The sequence below is a fragment of the Nostoc sp. genome, from assembly GCF_036917315.1.
In the GTDB taxonomy this organism is placed as follows: Bacteria; Cyanobacteriota; Cyanobacteriia; order Cyanobacteriales; family Nostocaceae; genus Nostoc.
The window spans coordinates 230,069-251,642 of the sequence record NZ_JBALDR010000034.1 but is presented as its reverse complement, the minus strand read 5'-3'; the positions used below and the strand labels follow the sequence as shown (position 1 = coordinate 251,642).

Below are 21,574 nucleotides of genomic sequence, written 5' to 3'. Positions count from 1 at the left end.
ATTTGTAAAGAAAATCACTGTATTTAAATAACTCCTTAAAGTTCTGACACAATATGGCAGTGCGTCAAGATACAATCTGGGAACGTTTTTTATCCCCTGTAGTGCGTCTTTTGATTGATGAAGATGGGTTACGGCGTTACGCTGATAGTATTAATTGGGAAAAAGAGAGCGATCGCTATCGACGAGATGATGTCATAATTCCGTCATACTACAGTAATCAAAACTTTCACGGGATTGCTGGCGGATATCTCAATTCCGATGCAGCAGTTACTTACGATCCGGTTACTCAATACGTTCTACCGCCTAATGAAGGTATTGTCCGTCAAGCTTTAGTTGATGCCGTTCAGGTGAAACCACGACGCATACTCGATTTAGGCTGCGGTACAGGCTCCACTACTTTAATGTTAAAGCAGGCTTTCCCCGAAGCGGAAGTTATTGGTTTGGATTTATCACCTTATATGCTGGTAAGGGCGGAAGATAAAGCTAGAAATGCTGGCTTGGAGATAGTCTGGCGACACGGAAATGCTGAAAAAACTGGTTTAAGGGATGCAACATTTGACTTAGTAACAGCTTCTTTGCTATTCCACGAAACTCCTAATGAGGTGTCCCTAGCAATTCTACGAGAATGCTTCCGGTTGCTGGTAACTGGGGGACAAGTATTAATTCTTGATGGGAATCAGAAGACTCTGCGTCAGTTAGAATGGCTCAATGACGTTTTTGAGGAGCCATATATTCGTGAGTATGCTGCTAGTAGTACAGAAGCGAATATGGGTGCAGCCGGATTTGAAGCAGTGCGATCGCAGGATGTATGGTGGATAAATCAGGTAACTAGCGGCATTAAACCAATAGCAACCGAAAATGTCCGTCATTATACTCCCACATCAGTAGATAATAATGATTTGGAGGGACTTGGTTCTCCAGCGTTTGGCATAATGGCATGAGTTTAAAGGCAGTTCTCTTTGATTTTAATGGTGTCATCATTAACGATGAGCCAATCCACCTGCAACTGATCGATGAGATTCTCGTTGAAGAAAATCTCCAACCCCAAAAGGTTAGCGAGCGTCAAGCTTCTTTAGGACGCAGCGATCGCGCTTGTTTTCAGCAACTACTCGCTAATCGTGGTAGAGTAGCCAATGAAAACTATTTAACTCAGTTGCTGTACCGCAAAGCCGAAGCTTATACGGTGGAACTAGAGAAAATAAAGAAACTGCCTTTATATCCAGGTGTAGAAGACTTAATATTTCAGGTGCGATCGCGCAATCTGAAACTAGGATTAGTTAGTGGCGCGATTCGCACAGAAATAGAACTAGTACTCAATCGTGCGAAACTAGCCGAACATTTTAAAATTATCGTCGCGGGTGATGACATCACCACCAGTAAACCAGAACCCGATGGTTATCTACTGGCAGTAAAACGCCTGAATAAAGAATATCCCGAATTGAATCTCCAACCATACGAGTGTCTGGCAATTGAAGATACTCCAGCAGGTATTGAAGCAGCGAAGCGATCGCAAATGCAAGTTGTTGGTGTAGCGAACACTTACCCATTCCACATGCTTCAGCGCTGCTGTAACTGGACTGTTGATTATCTCAGTGATTTGGAACTCGAACGGGTGCAAAAAGTTTATTCCCAAAAACAGCCTCAACCATCGGTAACTGAATGTTAGAATAATCTATGGTGGTAATGTTTTGAGTTAATGAGTAATATTACTCTTGACTTAGCAACCATTAAGGGGAATTAGCTCAGTTGGTAGAGTGCTGCGATCGCACCGCAGAGGCCATCGGTTCGAATCCGTTATTCTCCATTGTACATTCGCAAATTATATGTCGCGATTCGCAAATTAATGTCGATTTCGTAAGTTTGTGTCATTAATTTTAGTATATTAGGTTTTCGCAAATTAACGTCGTCTTCTTTCGGCATTAACTGTCAAATTTACCACAAGCAAATTATTTTTCCTTAACATTTGTTCGATCGCAGCACTCCTTTCAACCCTCCTAATAACTTAGTTGTACTTTTTAACCATTTTCAAATCTGGTTAGTACGAGTACATATTTTCTATTGCTTATTTTTTCGATCTACCCCTAGCCGGGGTGGTTGTTGAAACCATTATTGAGTTTTTTGCTAGCGGAGAAGAAGATTACTTTCAACCCACCCCTAGCCGGGATGGTTGTTGAAACAAAAAAGTCAATAATATGGCAGAAAAACCTAGTTCTTTCAACCCACCCCTAGCCGGGATGGTTGTTGAAACTTGACAACATTTAACTTGTAAACTTAGATAGGCGACTTTCAACCCACCCCTAGCCGGGATGGTTGTTGAAACTTTGATGAACGACAATCTTTGTTCTATGCTGACTTTCAACCCACCCCTAGCCGGGATGGTTGTTGAAACAAGCGATCGCAGTATCCTGAGTTTCTAGTACATAGCTTTCAACCCACCCCTAGCCGGGATGGTTGTTGAAACCTAATTTCTGCGGATATTTCGCGCAGTGTTCTTGCTTTCAACCCACCCCTAGCCGGGATGGTTGTTGAAACTCTACCCGTCTAGAACCCTTGCTATAAAAGCTTTCCATACACATAATTTGGCAGGTCGGCTTAAAAAGTCTCGAATTGCAAATTAAAAAACTAAATGCATTGACATACTAGTTTCTTAAATCAAGACTGGATAAGGGTTTTAAAGTTTTGGCGGGACTCCAGGGATTTTGCCCCCGCTTTGACACGCCAAAAAAATATTTGGAGGATTCCCCCGACGAAGGGGGTGATTCAGTAGCCACCACTGTGGTAATCCACACCGTTATGAATAACGACTATGGCTAAAAGCCTTACCCCTTATTGCTGGGAGCGCACCTATCCTGTCTTGCGACAGCAGCATCAGAAGCGGGCAGCTACCAGGGTCAGAAAGCATGACGATCTTCCAACCGCCAAACTAACCCAGATTTTTCACAGTACATTGGCTCAAAAGAGCATGAACTGCGGCGCTGTTATAAAAATATTATATTTTCTAGGTTCGGATTAGTGAATTAAATTTAAGCAGCTTGACGTTCTTGGTAAGCAAAGACGGCTAAATTTCCCGCCTTTTCTTGTGGACTACCTTTAATTGGCTGTGTACCAATTTCAGTAGAAATTCCGACTTTTGCAGCTTGGGATTTAATACTCTCAATTAATCGACCGTAACTCCAGCGATGAATGTTTATACGATATTCTTTGGCATATTTTTGTTGAGCTTCCTTGTAACCAGGACATTTCTTCTCTGCTCTGGATTGGATTTCGCTACTGATTTGCTCACGCATATCGCGGAGTTTTGGGATAACTATGCTGTCTGCTTGATAGGTTTTGGCGATCGCCACAATCGCATCAGCCAATAATCTATCTACATATTGCCCTAACTCTGATTCACCAAAGGAGTTTGGCGCATTCTGTCTCTGAGCTTTGTGCCGTTCGTGAGATAAGCGTTGCTGTTGTTGTCGCTGACGATTGAGAAGATTGTAGTTTTCACCAAGTAGTTGTTTTACACTGCGATAAGCCAGGATTTCATTTTTAACAACATCTACCACTGCTACTGTGACTGGCTTTTCTAGACCAAAACTAACACCAACTAAGATTGAGGGTTGACCTTGATAATTAGGCTTGCTGGGACGAGGGAAAGGGTTATTAATTCGATCTAGCGTTGATTGCTGACGAGTGATAAAAGCTTGCTGTTTATCTTTGAGGTCATCTTTCTGTTTTACCTTCGTTAAAATTTTGGTAATTGTGGTGGCTTTCTCTTCAACTACGTGTTGAGTTCCTTCAGTAGTCCACATCCGAGTATCTAAAGAGCAGTAGAGATTTAGCTGATTTACTTTCCAGACTTCACCTTTTTCCTCACCTGGGAACCAAGCAAGCCTCCCTGAACGCAGAGTGAACAAACTGCTTGAATGTTGGTTTTTACTATTGCGTTTAATTTCTTGATCCTCTAAAAAGCGTTGAAAGTAATGCAAATGACGCTTATCACAGTAAATCTCAAAGGTCAGTTTTCCCAAGCCATTGAACCGAACAAAGAGACGACCTTTGTCATTTTTTAACCATGTCATATCTTCGTTAGATTCGTAAGCCACGGGAAAGGGGACATCAGCAGTTTTTCTTAAAAGTGCTGCTTGCCAAGCTTTTGCCTCTTTTTCATTTTGAGCTACATTAGCTGTAGCAATTTCTAAAGTTTCTAACCACTCTTCTCCTGTCAAATCTCTACCTTTCGGTATGCGGCTTTGAAGTTGGTCTTTTAATCGCTCAATTTCTATTTCCTTTCTGCGTCTATTTCTAGTAAATTCTTCTAAGTCTTCGTCGAGTTCACTGATTTTACACTTATTTTTGAGCAGATATGCGAAAGCGCAACGAGTAAGAGGGTCTTCTGTTTCTCTGTAAGTGTTTAAGAGAATTTGGAAAAGTGAAGATTTTTTGGACTTTGTAGATTTTTTAGTCTTTTTGCCCTTTTTCTGGTTGCTATTCTGCTCGGACTGGGGGGTAAATTTGGTAAGAATTTCGGTGGCTTTAGTACGAATTACGTTTAAGCTACATTGACTTTCTTGTTCGAGTTCTAGATCGCTTTTGAGCATTTTCAGCCAACGCTCTTTTCCTTCTATTTGGTACTTTCTGCGTTTTTGTAACGCAAACCAGGATTTATATACATAATCCACTAAAGCGATCGCTGAGGTGTAAAAGCGTCCAGGTTGACCAATAAAACGCTCTTGAGTTTTGAGTGAGTTAACAAGCTTTTTGAGTAATTGAGTAGGTATTTTGCCTTCTTCTAGCCAGGTTTCAAATCCTGGGTGCTTTCCTACCTGTAGCAACAATTCATTGATAAGTGGTGTATTTTTTTCAGCCATAAGTTCCCAAAGTTGACGGAGAGTGTCTTCTTCCGCAACCAAGCGACATTGAATTGTAATAACGCTCATGGTGCCCTCAGCTTTGTGGATTCGGTAACACTGACAGGATTGTTAATTGTTTTTTTACTTCCAATATTATAGCGCAATGCCGTAATAGCGCAATGACGCAAATGTTTTTTTACTGAGAGGCTGTGCAAAAATGAAAGCCGCAAGCTTTGGCTTCAAATTAGGATGGCAGAAGAAACTAGAGAAGTTCGGGGTAGACTCCCTAAAGACTTAAAAATCGCCTTTGAAATTGCCTGTGCGCGTCTGGAATTGACCCAGACTGCGGCTTTGGAGGAGGCGATTAGAGATTGGTTAAAAAAGAAAGAGTCCGCTACTGATGAAAAGTAGCAGGATTGTGGAAAGCGATCGCCTTTTACTTGTGTAAACTCTACCTAAGAACTGGGTTGTAATTGTTGAGCAGCGGAGGCGATGTCTACTGACTAACTACGCCTACGCATTCTTTTTTCTTAGAGCGATCGCTTTTTAAAATGCTGTGTGTTGCTTCAGCACAAGCGTAAATTGAATTTACTCACAATAAACCCAGCAATTAAAATTTAGTTTTTGGAAAACTACCTTGGATACGACACATCTTGCTTTCCCGTAATGTCGCTGAGGTAGTTTGTCTTAAATTGCATTATCAAAGATATGTACTGAACTTTATATATTAATCGTAATTTTACGAGGTAACTTAGTTGCCGATTAAACATTACAAATAATATCTATTGGCACTTTAGAGAGGGCAGGTAGTAAGAAATCAATCCTTACTGCCTATTCTCTGCTGCCTACTTTTATACAGAGAAACGATGACGGAAACGTTAAACCCCATACCAGGCTCTATAGTCAGTTGTCGCAATCGGCAGTGGGTTGTATTACCTGCCGAAAATGAAGATGTTATTCGCTTGCGTCCTCTCTCAGGGAACGAAGAGGAAATCGCGGGAATTTATCAGAAGCTTCAGGAGTTGGGGATAGAAACTCTGCAACCAGCAACCTTTCCCTTACCAAACGCTATCAGTATCAAAGACCATACAGCAGCAATGCTACTGATGGATGCAGCACGTCACTTGCTACGAAGTGGAGCGGGGCCATTTCGATGTTTGGGACGTTTATCATTGCGTCCTCGTCCTTATCAGTTAGTGCCTTTATTGATGGCGTTGCGATTAGAGACAGTGCGACTGCTAATTGCGGACGACGTGGGAATTGGGAAAACCATTGAAGGTGGATTAATTGCTCGTGAACTTTTAGATCGAGGTGAAGTAAAGCGGATAGCTGTCCTTTGCCCTCCTCATTTATGCGACCAGTGGCAGCAAGAATTACGCGAAAAGTTTCATATTGATGCTGTGGTAGTCCGTTCTGGAACAGCTTCTAAATTGGAGAGAGCAATCCCGAATGGTTCTCATATATTTAGTTACTATCGACACCTGATTGTTAGCTTAGACTATGCCAAGGCAGAACGCCGTCGTGCAAGTTTTATTACACACTGCCCTGATTTTGTAATTGTGGATGAGGCGCATACTTGTACCCGTCCCAGCAGCAAGAGTACATTTCAGCAGCAACGCCACCAATTAATTCAGCAGATTGCCGAGAAAAGCGATCGCCATTTATTATTACTTTCGGCTACTCCTCACAGTGGCATTGAAGAGTCTTTTTTATCACTACTAGGATTACTCCAACCAGAGTTTGAGCAATTAACCCTAGACCGCCTAACAGACAAACAGCGAGATAAACTGGCGAGTCATTTTATTCAGCGTCGGCGGGCAGATGTTAAACAGTGGTTGGGGAATGAAACGCCTTTTCCTGAAAGAGATTCAGAAGAAAAGCCTTACAAGTTATCAAAGGAATATAAGCAATTATTTGATGATGTCTACAACTTTGCTCGTGGGCTAGTAAAAACTACAACGCAAGACATGAGCTATGCCCAGCGTCGGGGACGTTATTGGTCAGCGTTAGCGTTGATTCGTTGTGTGATGTCTTCTCCCGCCGCCGCAGTAGCAACGTTAAACCGTCAGGTGAGTAAATCCGGTGACGATAGTTTACTGGCTGATTTAGACGAAGACTTAATGAGTTCTTACGTTTACGACTCCACAGACCAGGAACAAGCTGTTGATGCAACTCCGACTGTGGTCGTAGAACAGGGACAGCAAAGCTATGGCGATACAGACAAGCGCAAACTCAAAGCTTTTGTGCAAGCAGCCCAAAAGTTACAGGGTGAGAAAGACCAAAAATTACAATCATGTATCGCTTCCATACAAACCCTGCTTTCAGAAGGTTTTAACCCGATTATCTGGTGTCGCTATATTGCTACAGCAAATTATGTTGCTGATACTCTCAAGCAAAAACTAGAAAAAAAGGGGAGTCAAATTCGAGTCATTGCCATTACTGGGGAACTTTCAGAAGACGAACGAGAAATCCGCCTGCAAGAGTTAAAGTCATATCCTCAAAGAGTTTTGGTAGCTACCGATTGTTTAAGTGAAGGGGTAAACCTGCAATCTCACTTCAGTGCGGTAATTCACTACGATTTACCCTGGAATCCGAATCGTTTGGAACAACGAGAAGGACGTATTGACCGCTATGGTCAAATTGCAAATCAAGTTAAAACCTTGTTGCTTTACGGTTCAGATAATCCGGTAGATGGCGCAGTTTTGGATGTGCTAATTCGTAAAGCTGTACAAATTCACAAGACCTTGGGAATTACTGTCCCCGTACCAATGGACAGCACAACAGTGTCGGAAGCTGTTTTTAAATCTTTATTTGACCGCGCTCAAGATGCAGTGCAATTGTCTCTGCTGGATTTATTGGATGAACAGGAATCTGCTGTTGAGCAAGTCCATAAAAATTGGGACAAAGCTGTAGAGCGAGAAAAAACTAGCCGTACCCGCTTTGCTCAACGGTCAATCAAACCTGTGGAGGTAGAGCAAGAACTGATTGAATCTGAGCAAATTCTGGGTAGTGAAAAGGATGTGGAACGGTTCGTGTTGTCAGCAGCAAATCGCCTATCTTGTTCGTTAAGCAAGAAAAAACAGGGTTGGTTACTATCCACAATTCCTAATTTTCTCCAGCCTGCACTAGGAGATAAGCCGCGCTTGCTCACCTTTACAACCCCTGCACCAGAAGGGGTGGAATATGTAGGACGGAATCACCCCTTGGTAGAAGGTTTAGCGCGTCACATTATTGAAGATGCACTCTCAAATAATCAAGACCCCATAGCAGCACGGTGTGGTTTTACTACGACAGATACTGTCACCAAGCGCACGACTTTGCTGTTATTGCGGCTGCGGCATTTGTTAAACAGTCCAAAACACCAAAGTTTGCTGGCGGAAGAGTGTGCAGTAGTTGGATTTACTGGGCCTCCATCTAATCCCATCTGGCTGACACCAGAGGAAGCAAAATCTTTGCTGGAACAAGCTAACCCTGTGGGTGATGCGCCTCTAGGCATCAAACAAGCGGAAATTGAAGAGTTACTCAGCAAAATTACAGAGATTGAGTCTGATTTAGAACTATTTGCCAGAGAGCGATCGCATTCTCTTTCCCAATCCCATCGGCGAGTCAGATCCATCACCCAAGAAGGACAGATTCAGGTTAAACCCCAGCTACCGATGGACATCCTGGGCGTTTATATTCTTCAGCCAGGGAAACGAAAGCAGAGTTAGGCTGCTTGATTTTAATTTGTATTTTTTATTTTTAATTGCAAGGGTGTAAGAGATGAGTGTAGCAGGGATTACATTAACAGGCGTTCAGATTGAAGGGAATTTGTTAGCAGCAGATATGACTGCTGAATTGTTGGCAGGTAATCTTAAAGGGCAAGCACCAGAAGATTTTGGTTTTACCAAAACTGACAAGCTAGCAGATGAAATTGCGATCGCATGGGGTGATGCTAAAGCTTATTGGGCTGCATTTCAACGGCAAATAGACAGGTTAGATGCAGATGATACCGCTACCAGTGTCACCCGCGAACTGTGGGTAGTTCCCTTACTACGAAGTCTCGGATATAACCCTGTTTACACTGCTAAAGCCGAAGTCGTGGAGGGACAAACCTATGCGATTTCTCATCGTGCGGAATTAGGCGAAAACAAACCACCTATCCACATTATTGGTTGTCGAATCAAGGTAGATCATCGTCCTCCCAGTGGCACACCCAGGTTATCAGCACACGCACTGGTGCAGGAGTATCTTAACAAGACGGAACATTTGTGGGCGATCGCAACTAACGGTTTTCGCTGGCGGTTACTGCGCGACTCTTCCTTGATGACTCGTCTTACCTACGTTGAATTTGACTTAGAACAAATTCTCAACGGTGAGAACTTTGCCGAATTTGGGCTATTTTATCGGTTGTTTCACCGTTCCCGCTTGCCTGAAGGTATGGATGATGCCGATAAGTGCTTGCTGGAATATTACCACCAAGAGGCACTGCAACAGGGCGGACGGGTACGCGACAGACTCCGAGATGGGGTAGAAAAAGCACTAATACAGTTAGGCACTGGTTTTCTACAACATCCCAGTAATGAAAACTTGCGGCAGAAGCTTGCTGCTGGTACAGAATTAACAGATATCGGATATTATCGCCAACTGTTGCGGCTGATTTATCGTCTGCTGTTTTTAATGGTGGCAGAGTCCCGCAATTTATTAATTGGTGAAGATGTAGAGAAAGCACGAATCTACCGAGAATATTACAGCATTGAGCGACTGCGAGAGTTAGCCGAGCGTCCCCATTGGCGGCGGGAAGGCTTTCAAGATTTATGGCAGGGTTTGCGGGTTACATTTTTGCTGTTTGATGAAAATTGGCGGGGAAAATATTTAGGATTATCACCATTAAATGGCGATTTATTTGGTTCGTATACTCTACCAGCTTTAGATGATTGTGCTATTGATAATCATGACTTGCTAGTAGCGATTCGGGAGTTATCTTTATATCAAGATAAGGGGCAATTACGACGGGTAAATTATGCTGCCTTGGATGTGGAAGAATTGGGTAGTGTATATGAAAGTCTCCTTGATTTTCACCCAGAAATTTCTCCTAAAAATTACGAATTCAAATTAGTATTTGGTAGTGAAAGGAAAACTACTGGTTCTTACTATACGCCACCGCAGTTAGTAGGACAACTGATAAAAACAGCTTTAGAACCTGTAATCGAAGAAAAACTTCGCAGTACGAAAGAAAAGCTTCGGAATGCAGAAAGCAATACTTCGACTACGCTCAGTAACCATCAAGAATTAGAAAAAGCACTTCTCGACCTCAAAATTGTAGACCCCGCCTGTGGTTCGGGCCATTTTCTCTTAGCCGCAGCACGTCGGGTAGGAAAGGAATTAGCTAAAATTCGCACTGGGGAAGCTGAACCAGGTAGTGAACCTTTAAAGTTAGCGATTCGAGATGTTATTCAAAATTGCATTTATGGGGTGGATATTAACCCTTTAGCTGTTGATTTGTGCAAAGTAGCATTATGGATTGAAGGTTTTTATAGCGGCTTCCCTCTTAACTTTTTAGACCATAGGATTAAGTGTGGTAATTCCCTTGTAGGAGTGATGGATTTGAGTTGTTTGAATGAAGGGATTCCTGATGAAGCGTTTAAGGCAGTAATAGGTGATGATAAGGCTTTAGCCAATCGCTGTAAGAAGGAGAATAAAAAGCAACGTGAGACAGATTTACAAGGGCAATTATCAATATTCAATAATTTAGAACAGCAACGTACAAAATATGTTGCGAGTTTTCGAGAATTAGGAGCATTGAAGAAATCTTCAACTTCTCTACTATTACTCAAACTTTTAACTACCAACTTCGAGAATGGATTGACCAACGCTTAGGTCGAATAAATCCTCAAGTACCAGTAAAGAGTAATTCATCCTCTCTCACCAATTCTCAATTCCTTGATATATTTAATTTCCGCAACGAAGTAATTGGCGACTACCGCCGCTATATTGAAAGCTTCCTCAAAATCCGCGACGAAAAAGTAAAAGCATTTGTCGATAACGAGTTAGAAAAAGGTCAACTCTGGACTGACCCTTTAGTGCAACTTAACCCTAAATATCGTCCAGGCGCATCTGTCACTACATTAGTACAGCAACGTGTTCTCCATCCAGACTGTACACGCTACTTCTCACAAGATGGTGAAGCTTTTACCTTCCACTACCACCAAAAAGAAGCCTTTGAAACAGCACAACGTCAAGAACCCTACGTTGTCACCACAGGAACCGGTTCCGGTAAAAGCCTAACTTATGTTGTACCCATCATTGATGATTTGCTACACCATCCTGAAATCAAAGGAGTTAGGGCTATTTTGGTTTATCCCATGAATGCCCTAATTAATTCTCAGGAAGAAGAATTAAGAAAATTTCTCAAACAAGTACCTAATACCCATATTCGCGTTGAAAAGTATACTGGGCAAGAAAAACCTGAGAAGAAGAACGAAATTCAAAACAATCCACCCCAAATTTTGCTCACAAACTATGTGATGCTAGAGTTAATGCTCTCTCGCACTCACGAAGATAAGTTAGTAGAATCCCCTGAATTAAAATTCCTCGTACTAGATGAACTGCATACTTACAGAGGACGGCAAGGTGCAGATGTCGCCATCTTAATTCGCAAACTTCGGCAACGCTGCGGCCAGAAACTTCTGTGTATTGGCACTAGCGCCACCATGTCTTCCGAAGGTTCCCGCCAGCAACGCCGTCAGGTAGTCGCAGATGTTGCTAGTAAATTATTCGGCGTAGAAATTCAACCCAGCAACGTCATTGATGAAACTTTAGAACGTTCTATCAAAAGTGCTGCACCCACCACCGAAAAATTGCGTGAAAGCATTATCCAAGGTTTACCCCCAAAGTCCGAACAAACCTTAGACGCTTTTAAACAGCATTCCCTTAGCCACTGGGTAGAGATGAACTTTGGTTTAGAAGACAAACAAGGACATCTCGTCCGCCGCACACCCATCACCCTAGAAACAGGTGCAAATCAACTCGCAAATGAAACCCAACTCAACGAGGAAACTTGCTTAAATATCCTCAAACATATATTTCTTTGGGGAAGCAAAACAAAGGGGTTGGCATTCCGCCTGCATCAGTTTATTTCCCAAGGCGGTAGCGTTTACGCCACGATTGAAAATCGAGACAAACGACTTCTCACCCTAGAAGGCCAGTACACAACCACCGAAAACCGCCTGCTTTATCCCCTCGTCTTTTGTCGAGAATGCGGACAGGACTATTATGTGGTGCGCTACGATTCTGAAAAAGATATTGTACTGCCCCAATTACCCACAGCCTTAGATAGTCTTGATAATGAAGATATCAAGGAAGGCTATCTAACCCTTGATGAACCCGGACTTTGGGACAAAGAAGACGAAGAGAGACTTCCTGACTCATGGTTTAAAGAAACTAAAAAGCAAGGGCGTATTCCCGAAAAAAAATATGCACCTTTTATTCCCCAGAAACTGCAAGTTCTACCCAACGGTAAAGTCATAAACTCTGTATTACAGGGAACTACCTGTTGGTTTATTCCTAAACCCTTTCTTACTTGTCTGCACTGCGGTGTATTGTACGATCAAAAGAAAAACGAATTTACCAAACTCTCTCGTCTAAGTAGTGAAGGACGTAGTACCGCAACAACTCTACTTTGTCTTTCTACCGTCAGTCGCCTCAAGCAAGTTTTCACTGGCGAGAAAGCCAAAGCCGCAAAAATCCTCAGCTTTACTGATAACCGTCAGGATGCTTCATTACAGGCAGGACATTTCAATGATTTTGTCCAAACCAGTTTCTTACGGGCAGCTTTGAATAGTGCTATTCAAGAAAATGAAAAGTTAACTCACAAAGCACTAGCGGCGGAAGTTGTCAAACAGATGGGTTTATCTCAAGCAGATTATGCAATCGAAGCCGCAGAATTTGGCTTTGGTAAACGCAAAAATGAAGAAGCTTTTAGCAATTTAATTGAATATCGGCTATACGAAGATTTGCGTCGCGGTTGGCGAATTGTCCAACCGAATCTAGAACAATGCGGTCTATTAACCATAGAATACGCCGAACTTTTAGCAACTTGTGAAAATACTCAACTCTGGCAAAAATACCGCCATCCAATTTTACTGCAAGCCTCACCGTCACAAAGATATTTTGTTGTTAAAACCTTCCTCGACCACCTCAGAAAAAAATTGGTAATTGATGCGAAAATTTTACAACGAGAGGGAACAGAACAACTGAAAAAGGAAGTATCCCAAGCCCTAAAAGACCCTTGGACAATTGATAATTTTGAATATTTACACGAAGCTAGTTGGGCAAGCCTCAGTCCCACAGAGAAAAAAGGGAAATCACGGCGGAATACAATTAGACTGACATTTCGTGGTGAAATCGGACGTTTTCTGCGTTCTAATCGGGCATGGAATTGGTTGCAAAAACCTTTACCAGAGTCAGATTATAACCAATTAATTAATGCTCTAGTAAATGCTTTAGCAGATGCAGGTTACTTATACAAAAAGGAAGAAGAAGTCCAACTAAAAATTAATTCAATGGTCTGGGTTGCCTCAGAATTAAGTGAAATTCCCCCCGACCCTTTAACCTCGCGTCGCTTGCAGGGTAGCGACAGAAATACTTCTGTCAACCAATTTTTTCAAGACTTCTACAAAACTAACGCTCATCAAATTAAAGCATTAGAAGGGCGAGAACATACCGGACAGGTAAAAAACGAAAACCGCCAGAAACGAGAAGACGCATTCCGTCATGGCAAACTAGCAACTTTATTCTGCTCTCCGACAATGGAATTGGGGATAGACATTTCCGACCTCAGCGTTGTCCATCTGCGGAATGTTCCCCCCAGCCCAGCCAACTACGCCCAACGCAGTGGTCGCGCCGGCAGAAGTGGACAGGAAGCTTTAGTAATTACTTATGCCTCCATTGGTAGCGGTCACGACCAATATTTCTTTAAACGTCAAAGTCAAATGGTTGCTGGTGTCGTCGCCCCGCCCAAATTAGAACTAGCTAACCAGGATTTAATTAAATCTCATGTGTATTCAATTTGGCTAGCACACACTGGCTTATACCTGGAAAATTCCATGAACCAAATTCTGGAGTTAGATTCGCCGGACTGTTCGCTAAAAGAAGATGTAAGTCAGCGAATCACTATGAGTCAGGAAAAATTAGCCAAATGTCTGGCAGCTACAAAACTGATTTTATCTGATACCTTCTGTCAAAACGATCTGAACAAAACCTCTTGGTATTCTGAAAATTGGTTACATTTTACCCTAGAAAATGCACATAATGCCTTTGATCAAGCTTGCGATCGCTGGCGTAGACTATACAAAGATGCAGTTGAACAATTAGAAAAAGCCCGCGAAAGCACAAGTCGTTACACCAGAGGCTATGCAACCCAAGAAGAACGGGATATCGCTAAAGCCCAAGAAAAAGAAGCACTGCGACAAATTGACCTGCTAGTGGGACAAGTCCAAGGCAAAAGCAATAATCAATTTGAATTTTACCCCTATCGTTACTTTGCTGCCGAGGGATTTTTACCTGGGTTTAACTTCCCCCGCTTACCAGTCCGGGCATTTATTCCCACAGAAGAAAGTGGCGAATTTATTTCCCGCCTCCGCAGCGTGGCTTTGAGAGAATTTGCCCCTGGTAACGTTATTTACTACGAGGGTAGTAAATTTATGGTAGCTAAAACCAAAATCCCTGTTGGTGGTGCTGACTATCAACGCGTAAATGTCTGCTTTAAATGCGGTTATTTCCATGAAGGGGCAACCAGTAACCGCGATACTTGTGAGAACTGCGGGGCAAAACTTGCCGATAGTAACAATAATAAGGCTTTACTTACACGCTTATTATCAATGGAAACTGCGATCGCTTGGAGAAGAGAACGCATTACCTGCGATGAAGAAGAACGCCTTAAATACGGTTACAACATCACCACTCACTTCCGTTACGACCAGCAAAAACGCCAATCAGCAACAGTACAGACTGCCGATGGTACAGAATTATTACGTTTAACCTACGGCGCTACGGCAGACATCTGGCATATTAATCGCGGACTGAACAAGAAAAAAAGTGAGGAACGAGGATTTAAACTCGATATCAAAACTGGTATTTGGGGCGATGCCAAAAACGACTCAGCAAAAGATACCATTCACGCCGACGTTAACTTAATGGTGAAAAACACTTGCAATATTCTGGTTGTTGAACCATTAAGTGTACCCACAGACGAAAGAGAAGCTTTTATTGCCACCCTGCAATATGTCTTGGAAACTGCCATCCAAGCAGTGTATAAATTAGAAGCAGATGAACTCGACTCCGAACGCCTGGGAGACGGTAAATATTTGCTGTTCTGGGAGGCTACAGAAGGTGGTGCAGGTGTCCTTTCGCAACTATTAGAAAAACCTGATTCTTTTCAAAGAATAGCCGATGCAGCTTTAGATATTTGTCATTTCAAAGAAATGAAAGATAGCTGTGTCCAAGCTTGCTATGAATGCTTGCTTTCTTACCGCAACCAGTTCGACCATGCTTTGATAAATCGCCATCTCATCAAACCCTTACTTGACGAACTGCAAAAAAGTACAGTGCAGATAGAAGGAGTATGTCGTGATGAACAGTATCAACAACTGCTGCAACAAACAGACCCCAATTCCGAATTTGAACGCGTAGTTTTACATGAAATTTATCACGGGGGATATAAATTACCCGATACTGCACAGGAATTGATTCCAGAGTCAAACTGTAAGCCAGATTTTCTTTATAAAGAAAATTGCATTGCTGTTTTCTGCGACGGTTCAGTTCATGACAGCCCTGAGAAACGCAAGCAAGACCAAATAGAACGGGATAATCTGAAGCACAATACTAGTTACCATATCCTTACTCTACGGCACGATGAAGATTGGCGAAGAGAGTTGACAAAACTGGCAAGTTTGTGAATGACTTTAGAGTGCTATCTTACTTCCAAAACTAGAACTTAAGCATCAATCAGTAACTAAATTTTTTGCTGATTATGCATAAGTTCTTTTTCATTATAATCACTCGTTTAAACATTACTTACCATTGTTATTACAACCTCGCAAAGGGGAATACTGAGAGTAGTGTATAAATGATAATCTTATGTTTAATAAATCAAAGGAATCTTTACCGTTAGCAAAAGCCAAGCGGCATTTAGCAGACAATTGCGAACAGCAGAGACTCATAGCTTTAGAAGAAGCACTAATTTGGGTCAACAAGGTTTAGATTTGTTCACACAGCAAGCCTTACAGGATAATTCAGAAAAAATCCGACAATCTGCTTACTGGATACTCCATCAACACAACCCTTATCTCTGCAAAAATTCTGGAGAAATAAGCTTTAATAAACCGATATTCCCTACAGATACAATTGCCTGTGTTGCCATCAGTCCTGATAATCAAATTTTAGTGGGAGGAAGCTGGCAAAAAATTTGGGTTTGGAACTTACAAACAGGAGAATTGCTTCGCACCATCGATGCACATTCTCATTGGGTTTTATCTGTCGCTATTAATCGAGGTAGCAATACCCTTGTAAGTAGTAGCGCAGATACAACAATTAAAGTATGGGATCTAAGCAAAGGCTCATTAATTTGGGAGATCAATGCTCATTCCAACTGGGTTAATGCCGTAGAAATTACACCTGATGGCAAAACTATAGTTAGCGCAAGTGCAGACAAAACAATTAAAATCTGGGATTTAAATACAGGTAAATTGCAACATAGCCTTAAAAACCATTCGGGTTCAGTTTTGAGTCTAGCAATTAGCCCAGATGGAAAAGCTATTGCCAGTGGTAGTACAGATAAAACGGTTAAATTATGGAATTTACAATCAGGAAGATTATATTGTAGCTTAGAAACACATTCCGACTGGGTACAAGCAGTTAAGATTAGTCAAAATAGTAAATTATTGATTAGTGGTAGCCGTGATGGAGATATTAAAGTTTGGCAGGCAGATTTTAAGATTAAAAATGAATTAAAATCTTTTGATTCAAATAATACAGGCTTAATCACTAAAATTATAGGTTTTATATTTTTAATAGTAATTTCCAAGTTCACGGCAGAAGCAGTGTTTTGGATTGGTGCGCTATTCCTTGCTATAGGCGAGCTAATTAGCAAAAAAAATAAGCATACACATACATTCAATGTATCTAAATTAAAATATAGCTACTCTATTCATCAAGAGTTAACTGATACAGCCAATAACCTTATTATTAGCCCTGATGGCAAAAATCTTATTAGCGCCAGTAATGATAACGCGAAGCAGTGGTGTATTGAAACAAAACAATTAGTCCGTACTTTGACTGGTCACTCTGGTTTTGTTTCTTCTGCTGCTATCAGCCCTGATGGTAAAATTCTTGCCACCGCCAGTAATGACTGGATTAAACTTTGGAATTTCCATACAGGTCAATTACTGCATCCGCTAAAAGGTTGTGCTGAATCAAGATTAAGCCACATATCAATTTTTCCCCTTCAAGTACAGCTTGAGTGTGGCCAGTGCCAAACCTTTAGTATCAAAGGAATCGACCAAAATGGTTTAGACATTAGTGTTCAAGAATTATCATGGCAGGCAGAGGGAGGCAATATTGATAACAGTGGCTTATTTATAGCCGGTGAAAAAGAGGGACAATTTATAGTTACAACTACAGCAGGAAGCTTCCAAACCTCTGCATCAGTTACTATTATCGAACCTTCCAAATTGACACAATTAATTATTACACCTCAAGAAATAAAGCTGGAGTGTGGTCAAGTTCAAGCTTTTAATATCAGAGGGTTAGATCAACGAGGTTCAGAAATTAATGTAGAAAAATTATTGTGGCAAGCTACGGGTGGCACTATTGATAATCATGGAACTTTCCATGCTGGACAAAATCCTGGGGAATTTGCAATTACAGCAAATTTAGAAGCAGTCAAAACCTCTGTTTCAGTCACACTAATTGAACCAGCCAAACTCAAAACATTAATTATTTTTCCCTTAAAACCCACATTGACGTTCGGTGAGAGTTTGCACTTTACTATCAAAGGTGTGGATCAGTATGGTAGTGATATCAAGCTTGAAGAAGTAACTTGGAGTGCAACAGGCAGCACAATTTTTCCTGACGGTAGATTACAAGCAAGTTATCAAGAGCAAGAAATTACTGTCGCTGCCAGTGTTGGAGAGATTAGCACCTCTACAATAATTAATGTCATTGAACCTGCGAGATTAACTACACTCGTCATTTCTCCCCAAAAAGTTGAAATGAAGCCTGGGGAACACCAACACTTTAGCATTCAAGGTTTAGATCAACGGGGTAATGCGATCGCAACTGAGAAAATAGCTTGGAACGGCACAGGTGGAAAAATTGACCAAGATGGGAATTTTATAGTTAATCAAAATGCCAAAGGTGAGTTTAGTATATCAGCTTGTGCAATTGAACAAAATGTAAGTGCTTCTGCCAGAGTTGTTGTACCTGTAGTTTTACAACGGCTAGAAATTTTTCCTAAGGACATACAAATTGAACCTAATGAAATCCAAACCTTTACTGCCAAAGGATTTAACCAGGAAGGAGATGAAATTGGCATAGGAAGAGTTGATTGGCAATCTACAACTGGAGGATTGATTGATGATGATGGTATGTTCGTTGGTAGTTACGACATAGATACAGTTGACATCATTGCTACTGTTGGAGATGTCCGCGATGTAGCTTGTGTAGGCTTGCTTCCAGTTCTAAGAAGTTTAGAAATTGAGCCACAAGGAACGCAACTTAAACCGAATGAACAGCTTAATTTAAGGGTTAGGGGATTTGACCAATTTAGAAATGAAGTAAAAATTAAAAACATCCACTGGCAAACAACAGACGGCAAGATTTACCCAGATGGAACTTTTGTAGCAGTTGACAGAGATGCAAATATTACAGTAAGTGCAACGGTAGGAAATATTAAAGGTACAGCCCATTTTAAAGTCATTGAACCTTCAAGGCTAACCAAAGTGGTCATTTCTCCGCAGCAAGTTGTGATGAATCCTAGAGAATGGCAGCATTTTGAGGTAATGGGTTTGGATCAGCGTGGGGATGCGATCGCTATCAGTGGAATAAATTGGGAAGCAACAGGCGGCACGATTGATCACGATGCTTATTACTTTACTGACAGTAACCAAAAAGGTCAATTTACCATTACTGCCACTATCGGAAGATTCAGTGTCTCTGCTCATGTCAGTGTTCCTCCAGTATTAAGGCGATTAGAAATCTTTCCTCCTCAAATACAGCTAGAACCTGAAGAAAATAAAACTTTTACCGTCATTGGATTTGACCAACAAGATAGCCAGATGGCACTTGAAAAAGTAAATTGGAAATCAACCAAAGGAGGTTCAATTAGCCGTCATGGATTCTTCCAAGGCGGTTATAGCCAAAGAGAGGTTACTGTTACTGCCTCAGTTGGCAATATTCGGAAATTAGCTTATGTTACTTTACTACCAATCTTAAGAAGATTACATATTTATCCACCTGCTGTACACCTCAAACCTAATGAAAGCCAAACTTTCACCGTCATTGGTTTTGATCAGTTTGGTGATGAGATTGACCCCGGAGCAATTCTTTGGGAAGCATCTGGGGGAGATATTGACCAAAATGGTAATTTTATTGTTGATTTTAATGCTAAAGGCCAGTTTTTAGTAACTGCAACTTCTCGTTTAACTACTAAGTTAACCAAAAAGTCAAGAACGTTGCTCTTTAACGTTGGAATTTCGAGTAAGATTTTATCTTATTTTCTTCGTTTTTTAGCACAGGTTCAAGATGAATTTATTACTGAGTCAAATACCGAAGAGACATCTGAAGGTAGCAGCAGTATTACAGAAATAGAAATAGACAATTTCGAGCTAGAGTTACAAACTTGGATAACCAAGACTATTATAAAACTAGCTTCTCGTCTTCTTGGGTTTTTTAGTAGTTTGTGTTTAAACCAAGCAACAGCTAATCTAAGCGCTTCAGCAGAAATTACAGTTGTACCTGTTTTAAGACGATTAGAAATTTATCCTGATAAAGCACATCTAAGACCCTATGAAAGTATTACTTTTTCAGTTAAAGGCTTAGACCAACACTGCTATGATATAGACATTAATAATGTAAATTGGAAAACAACAAACGGTAATATTAACTCGCATGGTACTTTGTCTATAGATGATAAATGTAGCAACGTTACTATTACTGCCACCGTTGGAACAATTAATAGCTTTGCTCATGTGATTATAGTTAATTCACCACAGGTTATATCACCAGTATTTCCTTTTTCTCAATATGAAAATGACGAAAATAATGTACAGATAGAGAGGAACCTTGGGCATACCAAGACTAAAAATAAAGACATTAATAAAGAGAATGCTCATGAAGACAAAGTAACAAATACCAGTGGGGACGGTAACTCAGTTTCCTTCACATCCCCTTCAAAATTATCTAATATTCCGAATAGAAGTAGAAGTGATAGAGATAATAAAGGGATTGATAGTGAACATGAAGTAATAGATACTAGTGGTAACAGTAAATCAGTTTTCTTTAGTACCTCAAAATCCGTAAAAATTTCTGATCTCTACGATGATAAGCAGATTCTGAAAATCACTGAAGCACTCCTCCAAGCTTCACCTAATCGCTACCGTCTTGTCATCTTAGTAGCTCGCCGTGCTAGACAAATATTCAAAAATTACGTAGAGGAAGATATGACTTTAAAAGAAGCAGTCATACAAGCGATTCAAGAAATGTGCCTAGAATTATCACAACCATATAAGTAACCTGGCACAACATTCAACAAGATTTCTGACGCTTCGCCATCTTCGTAAAAGGCGAAGAACAATATGGGCATTCTCCTATCTCCCAATTAGTGGAAATTGAGAAAGGTGTCTCACGGTTAGTAGATTTGGTTAGCAGACCTAACTGGTGGCGATCGCACTCACGCCACATCAATAATAGAAACAACCTTATCATCACCACCATCCGGGGCATATTCCAAAAGCTCACCAGGCTGGCAATTCAACGCCTTGCAAATCCCGTTTAAGCGCTCTGGTGTTAATCGCGGCATCTCGTCAACCTTGCGAAGTCTATAAACCGAATTTTCTGTTATCCCTAGCACCTCTGCCAAGTCCTTGTTTCTAACTCGCTTTCGCGCCATCACTTCATTTAATTTCCAACGAATCACTTTATCCAAAGGCATATCACTACATCCTCAGTTTAGTAGCTGCTAGACGTAGATTTCTCTACTTATCAGTATCTATATTTACAGGTAGATTTATAACACTCTAAGTTTTATTAATCTACACTTGACGTAATTCTACGTGTCACGTAGATTAAGTTATAGAAAAAACAAAAGCGATCGCTCTCCGGGAAGAGTCTGCGATCGCCTTTTGTGCAACCCCATTGATGAGGTCATTCACATGATTACACAAGAAGTATTTGATAACCAAAGTTTGGCACAATCCGAGTTCGAGGAATACGTTGAGGAGTTAGCTGATGCAGTAGCGCCAGAAATTGAAATCGACTCAGTGCCAGATGATCTTGGAGAAATGTACCGAGTTTGGTATGGTTCTCAGCTTCTCGGAACTTTTTATCAAAATTTTGAGGGCAAATGGGTAGCACAACCCTGTAATAGAGATCAAAGACCTTGTTGTAACACTCCTGAGTTAGCACAGATTTTCATCGTCGCTGTCAACGGTTTGTTAGTAGCAGATGTAGCCTAATAACTTTCATGCATTAATTTTCCA

General features: G+C 41.2%; 11 protein-coding genes, 1 tRNA gene and 1 CRISPR repeat array. Of the genes, 10 read left to right on the top strand and 2 right to left on the bottom strand.

Annotated features, from left to right (window positions below):
• The first annotated feature begins 53 nt into the window (after window positions 1-53).
• From V7K84_RS16460 to V7K84_RS16450, 3 genes are all read left to right on the top strand, one after another.
• On the top strand, window positions 54-941 hold the full coding sequence (locus V7K84_RS16460) for a class I SAM-dependent methyltransferase (RefSeq protein WP_334839538.1): 888 nt from the start codon (window positions 54-56) through the stop codon (window positions 939-941).
• Entirely contained in the window at window positions 938-1,666 is a 729-nt protein-coding gene (locus V7K84_RS16455) for an HAD family hydrolase (RefSeq protein WP_334839537.1), read from the top strand. The genes V7K84_RS16460 and V7K84_RS16455 overlap by 4 nt, the downstream gene beginning before the upstream one ends.
• Before the next feature lie 65 nt (window positions 1,667-1,731).
• Window positions 1,732-1,804 (top strand) — tRNA-Ala (locus V7K84_RS16450).
• Between the two features lie 263 nt (window positions 1,805-2,067).
• Window positions 2,068-2,532: a CRISPR direct-repeat array (repeat unit 37 nt; unit sequence CTTTCAACCCACCCCTAGCCGGGATGGTTGTTGAAAC).
• Window positions 2,533-3,023: 491 nt separating this feature from the next.
• Here V7K84_RS16450 and cas12k read toward each other — a convergent pair.
• Window positions 3,024-4,925 (bottom strand): type V CRISPR-associated protein Cas12k, encoded by a 1,902-nt coding sequence (gene cas12k / locus V7K84_RS16445; protein ID WP_334839536.1) that lies wholly within the window; start codon window positions 4,923-4,925, stop codon window positions 3,024-3,026.
• A 162-nt stretch (window positions 4,926-5,087) separates the two neighbouring features.
• On the opposite strand from cas12k, the gene V7K84_RS16440 reads away from it, so the two are divergent.
• The 6 genes from V7K84_RS16440 (at window position 5,088) to V7K84_RS16415 (ending at window position 20,608) form a co-directional block, all read left to right on the top strand.
• Window positions 5,088-5,249, top strand: coding sequence for a hypothetical protein (locus tag V7K84_RS16440; RefSeq protein WP_190894696.1), 162 nt, complete (start codon window positions 5,088-5,090; stop codon window positions 5,247-5,249).
• Between the two features lie 455 nt (window positions 5,250-5,704).
• The gene (locus tag V7K84_RS16435; RefSeq protein ID WP_334839534.1) at window positions 5,705-8,548 is read left to right on the top strand and encodes a helicase-related protein; all 2,844 of its coding nucleotides are present in this window, start codon (window positions 5,705-5,707) and stop codon (window positions 8,546-8,548) included.
• A gap of 52 nt (window positions 8,549-8,600) precedes the next feature.
• Entirely contained in the window at window positions 8,601-10,697 is a 2,097-nt protein-coding gene (locus V7K84_RS16430) for a DNA methyltransferase (RefSeq protein WP_334839532.1), read from the top strand.
• A gap of 203 nt (window positions 10,698-10,900) precedes the next feature.
• The gene (locus V7K84_RS16425) at window positions 10,901-15,775 is read left to right on the top strand and encodes a DEAD/DEAH box helicase (RefSeq protein ID WP_334839530.1); all 4,875 of its coding nucleotides are present in this window, start codon (window positions 10,901-10,903) and stop codon (window positions 15,773-15,775) included.
• A 181-nt stretch (window positions 15,776-15,956) separates the two neighbouring features.
• Window positions 15,957-16,079, top strand: a complete 123-nt coding sequence (locus V7K84_RS16420) for a hypothetical protein (protein ID WP_334839528.1) — start codon at window positions 15,957-15,959, stop codon at window positions 16,077-16,079.
• Between the two features lie 182 nt (window positions 16,080-16,261).
• Window positions 16,262-20,608 carry a DNA-directed RNA polymerase subunit omega gene (locus V7K84_RS16415; protein WP_334839527.1) on the top strand — a complete coding sequence of 1,449 codons (4,347 nt, stop codon included), beginning with the start codon at window positions 16,262-16,264 and terminating at the stop codon, window positions 20,606-20,608.
• Window positions 20,609-20,766: 158 nt separating this feature from the next.
• Here the strand turns inward: V7K84_RS16415 and V7K84_RS16410 are convergent, their stop codons facing one another.
• Window positions 20,767-21,027 (bottom strand): helix-turn-helix domain-containing protein, encoded by a 261-nt coding sequence (locus tag V7K84_RS16410; protein ID WP_334839526.1) that lies wholly within the window; start codon window positions 21,025-21,027, stop codon window positions 20,767-20,769.
• Window positions 21,028-21,148: 121 nt separating this feature from the next.
• Between V7K84_RS16410 and V7K84_RS16405 the strand changes: the two genes are divergently transcribed.
• Entirely contained in the window at window positions 21,149-21,550 is a 402-nt protein-coding gene (locus tag V7K84_RS16405) for a hypothetical protein (protein ID WP_334839525.1), read from the top strand.
• The last annotated feature ends 24 nt before the right edge of the window (window positions 21,551-21,574 follow it).